The 16,091-nt window shown below is 59.9% G+C and carries 15 protein-coding genes; 7 read left to right on the forward strand and 8 right to left on the reverse strand.

The genetic code is table 11. The features are described 5' to 3' along the window. Nucleotides 1-110 precede the first annotated feature (110 nt). Nucleotides 111-1,676 (forward strand): alkyl hydroperoxide reductase subunit F, encoded by a 1,566-nt coding sequence (gene ahpF, locus RGV59_RS20120; protein ID WP_126585218.1) that lies wholly within the window; start codon nt 111-113, stop codon nt 1,674-1,676. A 129-nt stretch (nt 1,677-1,805) separates the two neighbouring features. Here the strand turns inward: ahpF and RGV59_RS20125 are convergent, their stop codons facing one another. Then, entirely contained in the window at nt 1,806-2,801 is a 996-nt protein-coding gene (locus RGV59_RS20125) for an aldo/keto reductase (RefSeq protein WP_126585219.1), read from the reverse strand. A 105-nt stretch (nt 2,802-2,906) separates the two neighbouring features. Here RGV59_RS20125 and RGV59_RS20130 point away from each other — a divergent pair, with 105 nt between their 5' ends. Then, the gene (locus tag RGV59_RS20130; RefSeq protein WP_017846300.1) at nt 2,907-3,803 is read left to right on the forward strand and encodes a LysR family transcriptional regulator; all 897 of its coding nucleotides are present in this window, start codon (nt 2,907-2,909) and stop codon (nt 3,801-3,803) included. Nucleotides 3,804-4,046: 243 nt separating this feature from the next. Here the strand turns inward: RGV59_RS20130 and gloA are convergent, their stop codons facing one another. Beyond that, entirely contained in the window at nt 4,047-4,568 is a 522-nt protein-coding gene (gloA, locus tag RGV59_RS20135) for a lactoylglutathione lyase (RefSeq protein ID WP_017846299.1), read from the reverse strand. 198 nt (nt 4,569-4,766) lie between these two features. On the opposite strand from gloA, the gene RGV59_RS20140 reads away from it, so the two are divergent. Beyond that, nucleotides 4,767-5,303, forward strand: a complete 537-nt coding sequence (locus RGV59_RS20140) for a DUF4946 domain-containing protein (RefSeq protein ID WP_026139941.1) — start codon at nt 4,767-4,769, stop codon at nt 5,301-5,303. A gap of 115 nt (nt 5,304-5,418) precedes the next feature. Here the strand turns inward: RGV59_RS20140 and RGV59_RS20145 are convergent, their stop codons facing one another. The 3 genes from RGV59_RS20145 to RGV59_RS20155 all read right to left on the reverse strand — a co-directional run bounded on the left by RGV59_RS20145 (nt 5,419) and on the right by RGV59_RS20155 (nt 8,481). After that, entirely contained in the window at nt 5,419-5,781 is a 363-nt protein-coding gene (locus tag RGV59_RS20145) for a histone-like nucleoid-structuring protein, MvaT/MvaU family (RefSeq protein ID WP_017846297.1), read from the reverse strand. A 196-nt stretch (nt 5,782-5,977) separates the two neighbouring features. Next, nucleotides 5,978-7,519, reverse strand: coding sequence for an EAL domain-containing protein (locus RGV59_RS20150; protein ID WP_126585220.1), 1,542 nt, complete (start codon nt 7,517-7,519; stop codon nt 5,978-5,980). 47 nt (nt 7,520-7,566) lie between these two features. Beyond that, on the reverse strand, nt 7,567-8,481 hold the full coding sequence (locus RGV59_RS20155) for a LysR family transcriptional regulator (protein ID WP_046383527.1): 915 nt from the start codon (nt 8,479-8,481) through the stop codon (nt 7,567-7,569). 78 nt (nt 8,482-8,559) lie between these two features. Between RGV59_RS20155 and RGV59_RS20160 the strand changes: the two genes are divergently transcribed. The 3 genes from RGV59_RS20160 to RGV59_RS20170 all read left to right on the forward strand — a co-directional run bounded on the left by RGV59_RS20160 (nt 8,560) and on the right by RGV59_RS20170 (nt 12,195). Further along, nucleotides 8,560-9,483 carry a DMT family transporter gene (locus RGV59_RS20160; RefSeq protein WP_126585221.1) on the forward strand — a complete coding sequence of 308 codons (924 nt, stop codon included), beginning with the start codon at nt 8,560-8,562 and terminating at the stop codon, nt 9,481-9,483. Nucleotides 9,484-9,728: 245 nt separating this feature from the next. After that, nucleotides 9,729-10,805 carry a 4-hydroxyphenylpyruvate dioxygenase gene (gene hppD / locus RGV59_RS20165; protein ID WP_017846293.1) on the forward strand — a complete coding sequence of 359 codons (1,077 nt, stop codon included), beginning with the start codon at nt 9,729-9,731 and terminating at the stop codon, nt 10,803-10,805. A 175-nt stretch (nt 10,806-10,980) separates the two neighbouring features. Continuing rightward, entirely contained in the window at nt 10,981-12,195 is a 1,215-nt protein-coding gene (locus RGV59_RS20170) for a dermonecrotic toxin domain-containing protein (protein ID WP_256580712.1), read from the forward strand. 54 nt (nt 12,196-12,249) lie between these two features. Here the strand turns inward: RGV59_RS20170 and rarD are convergent, their stop codons facing one another. The 3 genes from rarD to RGV59_RS20185 form a co-directional block, all read right to left on the reverse strand. Next, nucleotides 12,250-13,131 (reverse strand): EamA family transporter RarD, encoded by an 882-nt coding sequence (gene rarD, locus RGV59_RS20175; RefSeq protein WP_102617074.1) that lies wholly within the window; start codon nt 13,129-13,131, stop codon nt 12,250-12,252. A 158-nt stretch (nt 13,132-13,289) separates the two neighbouring features. Then, on the reverse strand, nt 13,290-14,300 hold the full coding sequence (locus tag RGV59_RS20180; protein ID WP_017846290.1) for an aldo/keto reductase: 1,011 nt from the start codon (nt 14,298-14,300) through the stop codon (nt 13,290-13,292). A gap of 81 nt (nt 14,301-14,381) precedes the next feature. After that, a complete protein-coding gene (locus RGV59_RS20185; protein ID WP_046383522.1) occupies nt 14,382-15,284 on the reverse strand; it encodes a LysR family transcriptional regulator in 903 nt (300 codons plus the stop codon). A 101-nt stretch (nt 15,285-15,385) separates the two neighbouring features. On the opposite strand from RGV59_RS20185, the gene RGV59_RS20190 reads away from it, so the two are divergent. Further along, nucleotides 15,386-16,090: an SDR family oxidoreductase gene (locus RGV59_RS20190; protein WP_126585223.1), complete on the forward strand. Its 705-nt coding sequence runs from the start codon at nt 15,386-15,388 to the stop codon at nt 16,088-16,090. The last annotated feature ends 1 nt before the right edge of the window (nt 16,091 follow it).

Consider the following 16,091-nt stretch of genomic DNA (forward strand, 5'->3'; position numbering starts at 1 on the left):
ACACATCAAGGGCGGGATTCCGCACCTAAGTAAGCTGCAACCGCCCTCAAAAACGCCCGGGCGAGATTCGCTCGGGCGTTTTTTTTACCAAATTCAAAGGAATCGCCCGTATGTTGGACGCCAATCTTAAAGCTCAGTTGAAGTCATACCTGGAACGGGTCACCCAGCCGATTGAGATCGTCGCCTCCCTCGATGACGGCGCGAAATCCCAGGAAATGCTTGCACTTTTGCAGGACGTAACCAGCCTCACCACGCTGATTACCCTGAAAACCGAGGGTGACGATGCACGCAAGCCCTCGTTCTCCATCAACCGCCCGGGTGCCGAGATCAGCCTGCGTTTTGCCGGCATCCCCATGGGGCATGAATTCACTTCGCTGGTGTTGGCCCTGCTGCAAGTCGGTGGCCACCCGTCGAAGGCCAGTGTCGAAGTGATTGAACAGATTCGCGCGCTCAAAGGCGAGTTCAACTTCGAGACTTACTTCTCGCTGTCATGCCAGAACTGCCCGGACGTGGTCCAGGCGCTGAACCTGATGGCCGTGCTGAACCCGAACATCAAGCATGTGGCCATCGACGGCGCGCTGTTCCAGGCCGAAGTCGATGAGCGCCAGGTCATGGCCGTGCCAAGTGTCTACCTCAACGGTGTGAACTTCGGCCAGGGCCGCATGGGCCTGGAAGAAATCCTCGCCAAGCTCGACACCAGCGGTATCGAAAAAGCCGCCGAGAAGATCAGTGCCAAAGCCGCATTCGATGTGCTGGTGGTCGGCGGTGGCCCGGCCGGTTCGGCGGCGGCTATCTACGCTGCGCGCAAAGGTATCCGTACCGGTGTGGCGGCCGAGCGTTTTGGCGGCCAGGTGCTGGACACCATGTCCATCGAGAACTTTATCTCGGTACAGGAAACCGAAGGGCCGAAACTGGCCAGCGCGCTTGAAGCCCATGTGCGTCAGTACGACGTGGACATCATGAACCTGCAGCGTGCCAGCAGCCTGGTGCCGGCGAAAAATGCCGGTGACTTGCACGAAATCCGTTTTGAAAGCGGTGCGACGCTCAAGTCGAAGACGGTGATCCTGGCTACCGGCGCCCGCTGGCGTGAAATGGGCGTTCCGGGCGAGCAGGAATACAAGGCCAAGGGCGTGTGTTTCTGCCCGCACTGTGATGGCCCGCTGTTCAAGGGCAAGCGCGTAGCGGTGATTGGTGGCGGTAACTCCGGCGTCGAAGCGGCCATCGACCTGGCCGGCATCGTCAGCCACGTGACCTTGCTCGAATTCGACAGCAAGCTGCGCGCTGATGCTGTGTTGCAACGCAAGCTGTTCAGCCTGCCGAATGTCGACGTGATCACCAGCGCACTGACCAGTGAAGTTAAAGGCGATGGCCAGAAAGTCACCGGCCTGGTGTACAAGAATCGCGACAATGGCGAGTTCACGACCATCGGCCTGGAAGGCATCTTTGTGCAGATCGGTTTGTTGCCCAACACCGATTGGCTCAAAGGCACCGTCGAACTGTCGCCCCGGGGCGAGATCATTGTCGATGCGCGTGGCGAAACGTCACTGCCGGGTGTATTCGCTGCCGGTGACGTGACCACCGTGCCGTACAAGCAGATCGTGATTGCGGTGGGCGAGGGCGCCAAGGCTTCCCTGAGCGCGTTCGATCACCTGATCCGGACCTCGGCGCCGGCCTGAAGTCCGCGCCGTAAATAAAAAACCCCGTGTGTAAACATGGGGTTTTTTATTTCAGGATGGTTTCGGTAGCGTATTTTGATGGGCTACGCCACTGCCCGATACACAAGGTCTGCACCTTCAGTGCGGGTTTTATTTCTGAGACATCACCTCAAACGCTGCTGGGTATCGGTCGCCCGAGATGTTTTCGGGCGAGAACGTCGCTTCGAGCCAGGTGCATTCCTCTTCGGTCAATTTCAGGCGGGTCGCAGCGACGTTCTGCTCCAGATGTTCGAGGCGTTTCGCACCGGGGATCGGAATGATGTCGTTGCCTTGGGCCAGCACCCAAGCCAGGGCGACTTGCGCGGCGCTCACTCCTTTTGCGGCGGCGATTTCTTCGATCACGCTCACCAACCTGCGGTTTGCCTCGACGTGCCCAGGCTGGAAGCGCGGCAGATTGTGTCGGAAATCTCCTGCTTCCAGCGTGGCGGTAACGGGCGCCTTGCCGGTCAGGAAGCCGCGGCCGAGCGGGCTGAACGGCACGAAAGAAATGCCCAGCTCGCGGCAAGTGTCGAGAACGCCATTGGTTTCGACATCACGCGTCCACAGAGAATATTCGCTCTGTAACGCGGTGATCGGGTGGATGGCATGGGCTCGGCGCAGCGTATCGGCAGAGACTTCGGAAAGGCCGATCGCGCGGACCTTGCCCTCGGTGACCAGTTCGGCCATTGCTCCGACACTCTCTTCGATGGGCACCGCTGGGTCGACACGGTGCAGATAGTAGAGATCGATGACGTCGGTATCGAGGCGCTTCAGCGAAGCGTGCGCGACGGCCCGGGCATTTTCGGGACGGCCATCCGTTCCGGTGATTTCACCGAAATCGTTCCGATCCCGGTTGTAGATGAAGCCAAACTTCGTCGCGATGACCACGCGTTCCCGATACGGCTTGAGCGCCTTGCCCAGAAGTATCTCGTTGCGATACGGGCCATAAACCTCGGCAGTATCGAAGAAGGTTACGCCAAGTTCGACTGCACGATGCAGTGTCTGGATTGAACTGGTTTCATCTTGGACGCCGTAGGCCTGGCTCAGTCCCATGCAGCCCAAACCGATGGCCGAGACGTCGATTTTGCCTAATTTGCGAAGTTCCATAACGTGTTCCTCTGTGAAGTTAGCCGGAATACGAACAGGGTAGAGCGAGCGACTAGTACTGATAATCCGTGCAAGCGAGATTGTGTTGATCTAAAATTTAGAACAATGGATAGAACACAGCTCTCCCAACTCGTCGTTTTCGTCGCCGTCGCCAAGACAGGCAGCTTTCGCGCGGCGGCCGATCAACTCGGCATCGCGCCTTCTGCGGTCAGCCATGCGGTCTCCACGTTAGAGGGCGCCTTGGGGCTGCGCCTATTGGCAAGGACCACACGCTCGACACGCCCGACAGAGGAGGGCGAACGCCTTCTGGCACGGGTCGCAGGCCCCCTCGCCGAAATCGAAACCGGGTTCGCGGAAGTTACGGAGGATGCTGTTGCGCCTTCTGGTCCCTTACGGATCACGATGCCGCTCCTCGCTGTCCAGGAAGTCATCATGCGTCGACTGCCGGCATTCGTGGCGCTCTATCCTGCGATTGAGCTCGACATTCGCGTTTCGGATACGTTTGAGAACATAGTCGAGGAAGGGTGTGACGCCGGGATCAGGCTCGGGGAGAGCCTGGAGATCGACATGATCGCGGTACGTGCTGGTGGGGCACGGCGCGGCATGATCGTTGGGGCCCCGGCTTACTTCGCCGGGCATCCCAAGCCTCTGCACCCCCGCGACCTGGCCGCACACAACTGCATCCGCCGCAGGTTCCAGAGTGGCCGTATCTACCGCTGGGAATTGGAGCGCGACGGGCATGCCGTCAGTGTCGGGGTGAACGGCAATCTGATCCTGCCACAGCAGGAACTGATGAGGCAGGCCGCCCTCGACGGCATTGGGCTGGCTTTTTTGTTTGAGGAAAGCGTTTTGGCCGATGTCCGCGCAGGCAGGCTGATTTCCGTCATGGAAGAGTGGTGTCCACCCTTCGATGGCTTTTATATCTACTATCCTTCCCGGCGACTGATGCGTCCTGCATTGCGGGCCTTCATAGAATTCTTCCGTTATGGAGAGTCTGCGTAACACGCCATTCGCGGCACGCTTGGGGATTGCGCGATGACGTCCGCCGGCCTGGGTCGTTTCATTGCGGTTGCCGGGGCTTGGTTCTGACATGCCCAAGCGTGCAACCGCTGCACACCCATATGGCCCCCAGCCCACCAAAGCGCCAATGCTTCAGTGAGCGGAGGGCTGCGCCGTGTAGGTTTTCTTGGCGTCTCATGTCCTCACGCTAGGCGTGGCATCGGACATTTTGATGGCGTCGGATTTTTACAGCGGCGTGGGCTGAATGATCTCAACCCAGTAAGCGTCCGGGTCCTTGATGAACGCCAGGCTTTTCATGCGGCCATCGCTCAGGCGCTTCTGGAAGTCGCAGCCCAGGGCTTCGAAGCGCTCGCACGCGGCCACGATATCCGGCACCGAAATGCAGATATGGCCAAAGCCGCGTGGGTCGGTGTTGCCGTTATGGTAGGCGAAGTCGGCGTCGTTTTCGGTGCCGTGGTTGTGGGTCAGTTCCAGGATGCCTGGGATCGAGTTCATCCACTGGGTACGCTCGGCGGCGTCTGCGGGGATCCGGGCCTTGTCCACCAGTGCGAGGAAGTACAGGCTGAATTCGGCTTCCGGGAAGTCGCGCTTTTCGAGCAGCGAGAACCCGAGGACGCGGGTGTAGAAATCCAGGGATTTGGTGATGTCCTTGACCCGCAGCATGGTGTGGTTGAACACGAAGTTCGACGTGGCGGTGTCAGGCTGGGCGGTGACGCCCGGGAAAGTGTTCAGATCATGCAGGCTCATGGGCCCTCCAGAAAAAAATGGGGCAAACGCGGCGTGAGATGAGCGGTGCGTTCCCTTGGCTTGCGGCAAGCATTCGTGCGGCTGGGCCATGATACGCAAGGCCCGCCCGCCGCGCCAAATGAAAAAGCCCACGCAGGCCTTGCGAGCCGCAGGGGCTGGGCCGCAAACTTCGGCGCTTGAACCTGGGATGTTTTTGTAATGAGCGAATGTCGTACAGCGTTGTTGAGCACGTTGTGTTTGTTCTTGGGTAGCCCTATGGCGCTGGCGGCCGAACCGGAAATTCACTGGCCCAGCGGCTGGCAGATCGAGGAAGTGGAGCCTGCCGGGGAGACGCCCGCCAACACTCAACCGGTGTCTCGGCAACGGGCAATCAAGAATGATGAAAATGGCGCGACAGTGATGGTCATGGAGTTGACGGGCACGCCGATCGAGGCCGGGCATGCCGTCAATCTTGAGGGCGTGTTACTGGAAATGCGCAAGTCCATCCAGAAAGACTTTGCCCAGGGCGGCTATCAAAGTGTGTGCAGCAAGATGCATCCTACAACATTGAGTCGTCTTGAGGCGCTGGAAACTACTTGTGTGATTACCGAGAACGGCCGCCACGTACTCTCGCAAACATTGGTGGGCGCTGTTGATACCGATAAAGCCTTTGTTTTTTCATACGCAGGCCAGGCGCAAGCATACGAAGCGAGCAAGGATGAAGTCCGTTCGGTGCGTGACAGCCTGAAACTTTGAAAAGGCCCCACGGTAAGCGTTTTTGAACAAAGTGAAATGTTATTTAAGTTCGCATTCGAACGTTTAAACCAAAAAAGCCCCGCTGTTGCGGGGCTCTTTGCAAGTGCGTTGTCGATCAGCCGCGAAGCCAGGAATCTACAGTGGCAGCGCCGTACTGTTCTTTCCAGGCTTTCAGGCCGCGGTGGTTGCCGCCTTTGGTCTCGATCAGTTCGCCGGTGTGCGGGTTCTGGTAAACCTTGACCACGCGTGCGCGACGCTGTTTTGGTGCGGTGGCGACCGCTGCGGCCTTGCCTGGGTTAGGGTCAAGGATGGAAATGATATCGCGCAGGCCCTTGCCATAGCTCTTCATCAACGCTTGCAGCTTTTCTTCGAATTCGATTTCTTTCTTCAGGCCAGCGTCGTTCTTCAGGGATTCCAGCTGGGCAAGCTGCTCTTGAAGGGCTTTTTCTGCTGCGCGAAATTCGGCGAGTCTGGACAAAATCTTTACTCCAATAGTGTATTTGGCTGATATCAACTGCAGATAACGCTATAAGCCAAGAGCTGTAAGGCGACTCAAGAAAGAAGCCTTCCTGCGAGTTCTGCACAGGTATGAAAAATTGTAGTAGTTAATCCGTCACGAGTAAATCATGTCTTTAGCTAATTAACACTCTTTCATCGGCGCGGTAGATGGCTATTCAATGGCTGATCAGGGATTTAATGAACTCATCGCAGGGCAGCGGGCGCCCGAACAGGTAACCCTGCAGGAAATCCACGCCTTGTGCCGCCAGGTATTCACATTGCTCGATTGTTTCCACGCCTTCGGCAACGATGCCCAAGTCGAGCTTGCCGGACAGCTCTATGATGCTGTCCAGAATATGCCGCGAGAGTGCATCTACACCGATCATGGCGACAAAGCTTTGATCGATCTTCAAGTAGTCGACATTGAAGTTGCGCAAGTAGGCCAGGCTGGAGTGACCGGTACCGAAGTCATCGATTGCAATCATCACACCCAGTTCATGCAGCGCATCGAACAGGCGGCGGGTGATGTCCGTAGGGTTGATCAGCTCGCGCTCGGTCAGTTCCAGCACCAAGGTTACCTGGCCAGGCGGGAAGGCCGCGAGAAACTCGCGACAGTCCTGCACCAGGGCCAAGTCCTGGCAATGACGCGCGGTGATATTCACGCCGATATGGAAACCACGGGGAAAACGCTCGGCATGCGGCGCCAGTTGCGCTGCCGTCTGGCGCAGCAGCGCGCGCGTCATGGGTACGATCAGGCCGCAATCCTCGGCCAGCGGAATGAACAGGTCCGGCCGCACCAGGCCCTCCTTGGGGTGGTTCCAGCGCATCAATACTTCGCAGCCGGCCCACTCGCGCGTATCGCCGCGTACCACCGGCTGGAAATAGGCGACGAACTCATTGGCACCCAGGGCCCGTTGCAGCTCGTGGGTCGGGGCCGACGAGCGTTTCTGCAGCCAGTGAGCCAGCCCGCCCGCCAGTACACCGAAGAACACCACCAGGCTGAACAGCGCCGGGTAACGCTCTTGCATATAGCGCCAGGTTTCCCCGGCCGGCATGCCGGCGTCGACACTGTAGTGATAACGCGGCGACACCAGATGGTGATGGGCCACGGCAAATACCGGCAACGCCGTGTCCTGCACCTTGCCGTCAGCGCCCATCCAGTGCGGCCCGACCTGCAGGATCAGCTCTGCATGGCGGCTGATCAGGCGCAGGGCATTGGTCAGGTGGTAGCCGTCAATCGACGCAAAGGCGCCTTGATCGCCGTCGACCAGGCGGTATACCAGCAGCGCGGTATCCGGTGTGACCGGGTTGCCATCCATCAACCACAAGCGCCCATCGACATAATCGCCCGGGTTGACCAGCGATTCATAACCGCCGCCGAACAAGGAGCTGCAATAGATGTTCTTCTGCCAGGACAAGGTGGTTGCCCGGACAAACGGCCGGCGTGTGACTTGCTCGCGCAGTGCCAACTGCACGCCGCTGTCACAGGGCTGACCGGCCAGCGGCAGCAAGGCCTGGGCGGCGAGGGCGGTGTTGTCGAGCATCAGGTCGAACTGGCGCACCGCTTCCTGGGCCATCTGCGCGGTACTTTGTTGCAGCGTGCGTTCAGCCTGCCAGTGCAGGATGAGTATGCCCAGGCCGATTGGCAGCAGCGCGCTGAGTGCGCTGATCAGGTAGCGGGTGGCGCGTTTTTGCGGGCCGTTGACGGTCAGGGGCATGGGGCGAGCGGTCTGTGGTGGGAGGCGGAGCGCCGCAAGGCGCAGGATTAACTCGATGATAGATGGCCGGGCTCAATTAAGCTCGCCGCGGCAGAGAAATCCACGCTTTGTGCAACTTGAATAAAGGCCAGGGTCGCCGGTGTCGACTGGCGTTGATCCAGCACCGCCAGGCCAACTTCGCGGCTGACCGGCGGCGACAGCGGGCGCACGGTGTAGCGCGCATCCGGCGTTTCGGGCAGCGACGCCTGCGCCACCACGCTGACGCCGTCGCCGCGACTCACCGCCTCCAGGGTGCTGAGCAATTGCGAACAGCGATAACGCACATTCGGGGTCAACCGGGCGCTGTCGAACAGTCGCGAAACCAGTTCCAGCGAGCCGGCTTCGGTGAGGATGAACGGGTCAGTGCACAGCGCCTTCAGTGCCACGCAAGGGCGTTCGGCCAAGGGGTGGGCGGCGGGCAAAAGGGCGACCATCTGGTCTTTGAACAGCGCAAACGTATCGAATCGTTCGTGCTCCAGTACCACAAACCCGACGTCGATACGCCGCTCATCCAGCCATTGGATCACTTGGCGATCCGGGCCTTCGTCGACATGCACTTCAATGCCCGGATGCTGTAGCCGATAGCGCTTAAGAATGCGCGGCAGCAGGCGATTGGATGAGGTGGGGCCGAAAGAGCCGATGCGCAGCGTACCGCGTTTCATCCCGCGCGCGTCGCAGGCTTCCTGCTGCAAGGTGTCGGCCACGCCGAGCAACGTGCGGGCGCGCATCAGCAGTTGCCGGCCGATATCGCTGAGCTCGATTGGGGACTGATGGCGTCGAAACAACTCCACCCCCAGCTCTTGCTCCAGGGCTTTGATCGCATGGGACACGGCAGACTGACTGATCCCCAGGCGAAGGGCCGCACTGGTGAAACCTTGCAGTTCGGCGACCCGTGAGAATATTTCCAATTGCGTGAGGGTCATGAGTATTTACTCATTTTACGATGATTGATCATTAGCTGGAGGATACGCCAATCCTACAGGCCACAGAGCAACCCGCCGATGACATCTTCCCCCGACCGCTCGACTTATCTGAAGCTCACCGCTGTGACCGTGATCTGGGGCGGGACCTTTGTGGCCGGCCGCTACCTGGCGGCCGACCTTGACCCGCTGCTGGCCGCGACCCTGCGTTTTCTATCGGCGAGCGTTGCACTGTTGCTGTTCATGGCCTGCGCACGCGTGCGCCTGACTCGCCCTGACGCCAGGCAATGGGCGCGCCTGGCCGTGTTGGGTTTTTTCGGCATCTTTTTCTACAACCTGTGCTTCTTTTACGGCCTGCATTACATCAATGCATCGCGAGCCTCCTTGATCGTGGCCCTAAACCCCGCAGTGATCGGCGTGGCTTCATGGTGGCTGTTCAAGGAGCGCCTGGGCGCGGCCAAGTGGCTGGGGATTGCCTTGTGCCTGGTCGGCGCGGGCACGGTGATTGTCAGCCGCAACCCCCAACTGCTGCAGGCCGCAGCCAACGCGTGGGTCGGCGATGTGCTGATCTTCGGTTGCGTGGTGGGGTGGGGCGTGTACTCATTGTGTTCCCGTGAGCTCAACCAGAGCCTGGGCGCGTTGCAAACAGTCACGTGGTCGATTCTGCTGGGGACAGTAATGCTGACGGCCACCACCCTCATCAGTGGCAGGATCAGCCTGAATGCGCTGGCCGCCGTGCATTGGCCGCAACTGTTCAGCCTGTTGTACCTCGGGGTGCTGGGCTCGGCGCTGGCGTATATCGGCTGGTACGACGGCATCCGCCGAATCGGCGCGACCCGCGCCGGTGTGTTTATCGCGCTGAATCCGCTGACCGCCGTCATTTGCGGCGCGGCGTTGCTGGATGAGCGACTGACTCTGCCGATGCTGTTGGGCGGCGCGGTGATCCTGCTCGGTATTTACCTGTGCAACAAACCCCTTGCTCCGAGCAGGCCAATGGGGATTTGATAAGAGTACGGACAAACGCTGTTACGCTGTGTAGAATCGATTTACGCATACAAGAATATGGACTTGCGCTCACGCAAGCCTCAGCCGTCAGAGACTGATGTACCCATGAAGCTACTCGGCTCCCCCCTCATCTTCGGTGACTTCCTCGCCCGCAGCGTGCGAGGTCTCTCGTGTGCGCCTCCCTCCCACTTCATCCTTGCTGGCAATTGACATCCGTTCATCCCAAGAATGAAGAGGCGCCGAAAATGGCTGACCAATACGAAAACCCAATGGGCCTGATGGGCTTTGAGTTCATCGAATTCGCATCACCCACCCCAGGCACCCTGGAGCCGATCTTCCAGATCATGGGCTTCAGCAAAGTCGCGACCCACCGTTCCAAGAACGTCGACCTGTATCGCCAGGGTGAGATCAACCTGATTCTCAACAATGAACCCAACAGCATCGCCTCCTACTTCGCGGCCGAGCACGGCCCATCGGTGTGCGGCATGGCGTTCCGTGTGAAGGACTCGCAAAAGGCCTACAACCGCGCCTTGGAACTGGGCGCCCAGCCGATCCATATCGACACCGGGCCGATGGAGCTGAACCTGCCGGCGATCAAGGGCATTGGCGGCGCGCCGTTGTACCTGATCGACCGTTTCGGTGAAGGCAGTTCGATCTACGACATTGATTTCGTCTACCTCGAAGGCGTAGAGCGCAACCCGGTCGGTGCCGGCCTCAAGGTCATCGATCACCTGACCCACAACGTGTATCGCGGGCGCATGGCCTACTGGGCCAACTTCTACGAGAAACTGTTCAACTTCCGTGAAGCGCGCTATTTCGATATCAAGGGCGAGTACACCGGCCTGACCTCCAAGGCCATGAGCGCCCCGGACGGCATGATCCGCATCCCGCTCAACGAAGAGTCGTCCAAGGGCGCCGGGCAGATCGAAGAGTTCCTGATGCAGTTCAACGGTGAAGGCATCCAGCACGTGGCGTTCCTCACCGACGACCTGGTCAAGACCTGGGACGCATTGAAGAAGATCGGCATGCGCTTCATGACCGCGCCGCCGGATACCTACTATGAAATGCTCGAAGGTCGCCTGCCGAACCATGGCGAGCCGGTGGACCAACTGCAAGCGCGCGGCATCCTGCTCGACGGTTCGTCCATTGAAGGCGACAAACGCCTGCTGTTGCAGATTTTCTCGGAAACCCTGATGGGCCCGGTGTTCTTCGAATTCATCCAGCGCAAGGGCGATGATGGCTTCGGCGAGGGCAATTTCAAGGCGCTGTTCGAGTCCATCGAGCGTGACCAGGTGCGCCGCGGTGTACTGAACACCGACTGATCACCTTCTCGTCACAACAAGCCCGGTCGAGGTCGCCTCTGCCGGGTTTTTTTGTACGCCAGGTGTGAGGAACCGTATTTCGAGCCGCGTCCACAAAGATGGCAGGGCCGCAGGAAACCTCCTGTGCCTTGATGCAGGGATGCCGAACTTCAGTAGTCACGTCGGGATACATTTTATGATCAATACATCCTATGCAAGCCAACATCCGCTTACCCCTTACGCGCAAAACGAGCCCGCAGTGTCCACTCGCCGCATCCGCTCGACCAGCGACTCGGACCCAGTCGACCAGGCGTTTCAAAACTACATGGAGCGCATACAGTCAGAGTTCCGCGACGGTTCGCTGAGTGCTGGCGGGCGAGCACTGGCGACTGCCGTCGTAAGGCCTGGCAAACCGGGAGCACCCGGTGTGCAGGTGTCGACCTTTGCCGTCGATGGCGTACAAGCCAAAGACATCGTCATGGCCAAGCGCACGCCGGCGACCGCCGAAGGGCCGAACTTTCTGATGTATTTGCCGGAGCAAGAAGGTCAGTCGTTTCACGCATTCAACACCCGTGAAGAAATGACAGCCTCGCTCAAGGCGGCGCTCAGCGATCCAAAGAAGGTGGACCAGCTTGCCGCACACTTCTCCAGTGACGCGGCGCCAAAGCAAGTGGAGCGTGTCAAGCGGGTGCTGGAAAAGTTTGCCGCTGGCGATCCCAATGCGGTGGTCGGCAGTTATGGGTATGAGAAGGGGGACATCTTTACGCGCCTGGACAAAGACGCCAGCACCCCGCCGGTGCCGGTCAACGGCCTGACCGACACGCGCCTCCACAACCTATCGCCGGACGGCACAGCCACCTACGTCGGGACGCGCGCGGATGGCAATAAGGTGCTTTATTATTATGACGGTTACGGCAACCTGCATGGCGGTAGCAAGGATGGTCCCTACTTAGTGCGTAACGGGCTGAACAATAACGACCCGCTCGTATTGATGACGCCCAAGGAATACAAAGCGGATCTCGGTAATCTTCTCCTGAGCAATGCGGGCGCCAATGATCTGAATGGGCTCTACGACGAGTTCCTCAAGCAGCTCAGAAACCCTGGCCATGGCCTGGGGACGGCGCTGGAGGCGTTGGGCGTTCCTGAAGACGTGGCTTATTCTATCGAAAAAATCGCCAAGAACCCGGTCACAGGCACGTTGCTCGAGCTGAACCAGGGCAATCGACTGGGCAATCTGTTTGGCGTCAAGAAAGAAGTGATGGATGCCTCCCTGGAAGAGATAGGCAATCAAGTGCAGAGCGACATCCCGATTTACAGCTCAAGGCGCGAGCAACTGAACGCCTTGGCCGACCTGTTGGAAAAGCAGTTTGGCACGCCTGTTCAGCCAACAGTCCAGGTGCAAACCCGCTGAATGGCGGCGCAGCCCTGAGCAGGAGGGCATGGATGCCCCCCAACGCTCTCGCACTTATGCCCTGCGTTGACGCACCAGGTGCTTGAAGCCTTCGTACACCAGCACCATCACCGCCAGCCAGATCGGGATGTAGGTCAGCCATTCGCCCGCCTTGATACCTTCACCCAGCAGCAACGCCACCCCCAGCAGCAGGACCGGCTCCACATAACTGAGCAACCCGAACAGGCTGAATGCGAGCAAGCGGCTGGCAATGATATAGCTCACCAGCGCCGAGGCACTGATGACGCCCAGCATCGGGATCAACGCGTACAGTTTCGGATGGGCCGCCATCACCGCAAAGCCCTGTTCGCCGCTTTGCACAAACCACCAGGCCACCGGCAGCATCAGCGCCATGTCCAGCCACAGCCCGCCCAAATGGTCGGTGGTCAGGTATTTGCGCACCACGAAATAGACCGGGTAACCGATGATCACCACCAGCGTGGCCCAGGAAAAACCACCGACCTGATACAGTTCGTTAAGCACCCCAAGGGCTGCAAAAAATACCGCGATCTGTTGCAGCCGCGACAAGCGTTCGCCGTACACCAGGCGCCCGGTCAGCACCATGGTCAGCGGCAGCAGGAAATAGCCCACCGACACATCCATGCTGCGCCCATTCAGCGGCGCCCACATGAACAGCCACAATTGCACGCCGAGCAGCGCCGAGGACACCACGATGCCGCCAATCAGTCGCGGCCTGGCCGCCAGCATCCGCAGCACGTCCCATACCCGTCGCCATTCGCCGCTGATGAGCATGAACACCGTCATGCACGGCATGGTGAGTAACATGCGCCAGCCGAAAATCTCCAGGCCACTCAAGGGCGTCAGCAGCGACGTGAAGTAATACATCACGGCAAACAACACCGAAGCCAAGACCGATAACACAACACCTTTAGACACGCTGTCCTCGCGAAAACCGTTGGATACAAAAGAGGGGGGATTTCAGCAGGGGAATATAGTGCTTTTGGCGTCAGAGGGTGGCTCTGTTTTGGGGCGTTTCATCCAGGTTTTGCTCACTGCCCTCGGCAGAAGGGCAGTGAACTGCGATTTTCCGGGGGTTACGTGCGTGCCATGCGGCCCGACACAAAGTGACCGACATCATTGAAGCCCGGGGTGGACGAGTGCCCCGGCGTCACCAGCGAGTCGATAAAGGCCTCGTCCTCAGCGGTGAGCTTCACATCCAGTGCGCCGGTGTACGCATCCCACTGCGCTTCGGTGCGCGGGCCGACAATCGCAGAGCTGACGGCCGCGTTGTTCAGTACCCAGGCGATTGCGAATTCGACAATCCCCACGCCACGTTCTTGGGCGTATTGCTGGATTTGCTGGGCAATGCGCAGCGACTCGACCCGCCATTCGGTTTCCAGAATGCGCTTGTCCTGCCGCGCGGCGCGGCTGCCGGCCTCGGGCGTGGCATCGGGTGCGTATTTTCCGCTGAGTACGCCACGGGCCAGTGGGCTGTAAGGCACCACGCCCAAGCCATAGGCGGCTGCGGCGGTGATCTGTTCGACCTCGGCCTGGCGATTGACGATGTTGTACAGCGGCTGGCTGATCACCGGCTTGTCCACGCCCAGGCGCTCGGCCACGCGAATCACTTCGGCAATGCGCCAGCCGCGGTAGTTGGACAGGCCCCAGTAACGGATCTTGCCCTGGCGAATCAGGTCGCCGATCGCCGATACGCTGACCTCCAGCGGGGTGTTGTGGTCTTCGCGGTGCAGGTAGTAGATATCCAGGTAGTCGGTGTCGAGGCGGGTCAGGCTGGCTTCCAGTGCATTGAAAATACGCTTGCGGCTCAAACCGCTGCGGTTGGGCAAACCGTCCGGTGGGCCAAAGCCGACCTTGGACGCCACCACCCAGTCCTGACGCTGGCGGGCGATGGCTTCACCGACCAGCTCTTCCGAACGTCCGCCTGTATAAACGTCGGCGGTGTCGATGAAGTTGATGCCCTGGTCCCAGGCCTTGTCGATGATGCGCAACGAGTCTTCGGTGTTGGTCTGTTCGCCAAACATCATGGTGCCCAGGGTCAAGGCGCTGACCTTCAACCCGGATTGGCCCAACGTGCGATAAATCATACAAAGCTCCTCAAATCAGGAAAACGTGTGCCATGCAATACCAGACTCGCAGGCTCTGGGACAAGCCCTGGGCGCGTTTCTTCATACGCTCAGCAGCGTCCGGCAACGTGTCTGGAGGAAGCGATGCAACACTTTCACCCGTTCCGACACTTGCAGGCGATGGGGGCACATCAGATTGAAGGGCGTGGGTTCGCCCTGCCAGTCGGTCAACAGCGGCACCAGGCGTCCGGCCTGGATGTCGCTGGCGATATCCAGGTTGGCTTTATAGGCGATGCCATGCCCGGCCAATGCCCAGCGCCGCACGATTTCGCCGTCATCGCTCAAATAGTCGCCCGTCACCTCGACTTCCTGCAGCTCGGCGCCTTGGCGGAAGTACCAGGTGTTGTTGGCCCGCCCCTGGCGCATGTAGCGCAGCGTATTGTGTTGCGCCAGTTCTGCCGGCGTGCTCGGTGCGCCATGGCGCGCGAGGTAGGCGGGGCTGGCGCAGGCGATGCGGCGGTGGTCCGGCACCACTGGCAACGCCACCAGGCTGGAGTCACGGGGTACACCGAAGCGCAGCGCGATGTCGACGGTTTCGCGGAACAGGTCGGCGTTACTGTCGTTCAGCAACAGTTGAACGCGGATGTTCGGGTGCTCCAGCTTGAACTCATCCAGCCAGCCCAGCAGCACGTTGCGCCCGAAATCCGAAGGCGCGGCCAATTGCAGCCAACCGCTGAGGCTTTGGCCTTGTTGCTTGATCGCCTGTTCACCCTCGGACAGGGCTTCCAGGGCCACACGCACGCTGTCCAGATAGCGCCGGCCTTCCTCGGTCAGGCGCATGCTGCGGGTGGAGCGCGCCAGCAGCCGTATGCCCAGGCGGGTTTCCAGGCGTTTGAGCGCAATACTCGCGGCGGCCGGCGTGAGACTGAGGCTGCGCGCGGCCGCCGACAGGCTGCCGGTGTCGGCGCTGCGCACGAAGACTTCCAGGTCGAGAATCGAGCTCATTTGTAAAAATCCCTTAAATATCTTGTCGTTTTACCGGGATTTTTCGCTGATTGCCAAGCTGGGAAGATGAACGCTCATTTTTTGACCCAGGATCTTTCCCCATGACCCATTCCCTCAGCGGTAAAACTGTCATCGTTATCGGCGGCAGCAGCGGCATTGGCGCGGCAGTGGCCAAGGCGGCAGCCGCGCGTGGCGCGCAGGTGGTGCTGGCCGGACGGCGTGTGTCCTCCGGCGTCGATAACGGCGTGCGCAGCGAACCGGTGGACGTCACCGTCAGCGCCTCCCTGCAACGCCTGTTCGAAGCCGTGGGGCACTTTGATCATCTGGTCTATACCGCCGGCCCGTCGGTGCGCGCCAAGAACCTGATCGACACCGACCTGGACGAAGCCCAGGATAATTTCAACGTTAAACTCTGGGGTTCGTTGCGTGCGATTCAACGGGCGCTGCCGTTCCTCGACGAGCACGGCAGCATCAGCCTGACCTCCGGTCAACTGGGGCGCAAATTGGCGCCCGGTCAGTTCATCAAGACCGGTATCAATGCCGCCACCGAAGCGCTGGGCAAGCAATTGGCCAAGGAGCTGGCACCGCGTCGGGTCAATGTGATCAGTCCTGGCGTGATCGACACGCCGGCGTATGCCGGGTTGGACGAAACGCAGCGCCTGGCGATGTTTGCCAAGGTGGAGGGCGCATTGCCAGTAGGTCGCGTCGGGCAGGCCGACGAAGTGGCGGCGGGGTTTGTGCTGGCCATGGAAAATGGCTTTATGACCGGCGCCGTGATCGATATCGACGGCGGCGGCCAGTTGTAAA

The organism is Pseudomonas sp. FG1 (genome assembly GCF_034313875.1).
Classification (GTDB): Bacteria; Pseudomonadota; Gammaproteobacteria; order Pseudomonadales; family Pseudomonadaceae; genus Aquipseudomonas; species Aquipseudomonas veronii.

Coding starts and splice junctions, on each gene's coding strand:
- RGV59_RS20180 (WP_017846290.1), bottom strand. CDS start 14,300: ATGATTTATCGCACGTTGGGCCAATCCGGGTTGAAGGTCAGCGCCTTG.
- RGV59_RS20125 (WP_126585219.1), bottom strand. CDS start 2,801: ATGGAACTTCGCAAATTAGGCAAAATCGACGTCTCGGCCATCGGTTTG.
- RGV59_RS20150 (WP_126585220.1), bottom strand. CDS start 7,519: ATGCCCCTGACCGTCAACGGCCCGCAAAAACGCGCCACCCGCTACCTG.
- RGV59_RS20160 (WP_126585221.1), top strand. CDS start 8,560: ATGACATCTTCCCCCGACCGCTCGACTTATCTGAAGCTCACCGCTGTG.
- RGV59_RS20155 (WP_046383527.1), bottom strand. CDS start 8,481: ATGACCCTCACGCAATTGGAAATATTCTCACGGGTCGCCGAACTGCAA.
- RGV59_RS20140 (WP_026139941.1), top strand. CDS start 4,767: ATGAGCGAATGTCGTACAGCGTTGTTGAGCACGTTGTGTTTGTTCTTG.
- RGV59_RS20170 (WP_256580712.1), top strand. CDS start 10,981: ATGATCAATACATCCTATGCAAGCCAACATCCGCTTACCCCTTACGCG.
- hppD (WP_017846293.1), top strand. CDS start 9,729: ATGGCTGACCAATACGAAAACCCAATGGGCCTGATGGGCTTTGAGTTC.
- RGV59_RS20185 (WP_046383522.1), bottom strand. CDS start 15,284: ATGAGCTCGATTCTCGACCTGGAAGTCTTCGTGCGCAGCGCCGACACC.
- ahpF (WP_126585218.1), top strand. CDS start 111: ATGTTGGACGCCAATCTTAAAGCTCAGTTGAAGTCATACCTGGAACGG.
- RGV59_RS20130 (WP_017846300.1), top strand. CDS start 2,907: ATGGATAGAACACAGCTCTCCCAACTCGTCGTTTTCGTCGCCGTCGCC.
- RGV59_RS20190 (WP_126585223.1), top strand. CDS start 15,386: ATGACCCATTCCCTCAGCGGTAAAACTGTCATCGTTATCGGCGGCAGC.
- gloA (WP_017846299.1), bottom strand. CDS start 4,568: ATGAGCCTGCATGATCTGAACACTTTCCCGGGCGTCACCGCCCAGCCT.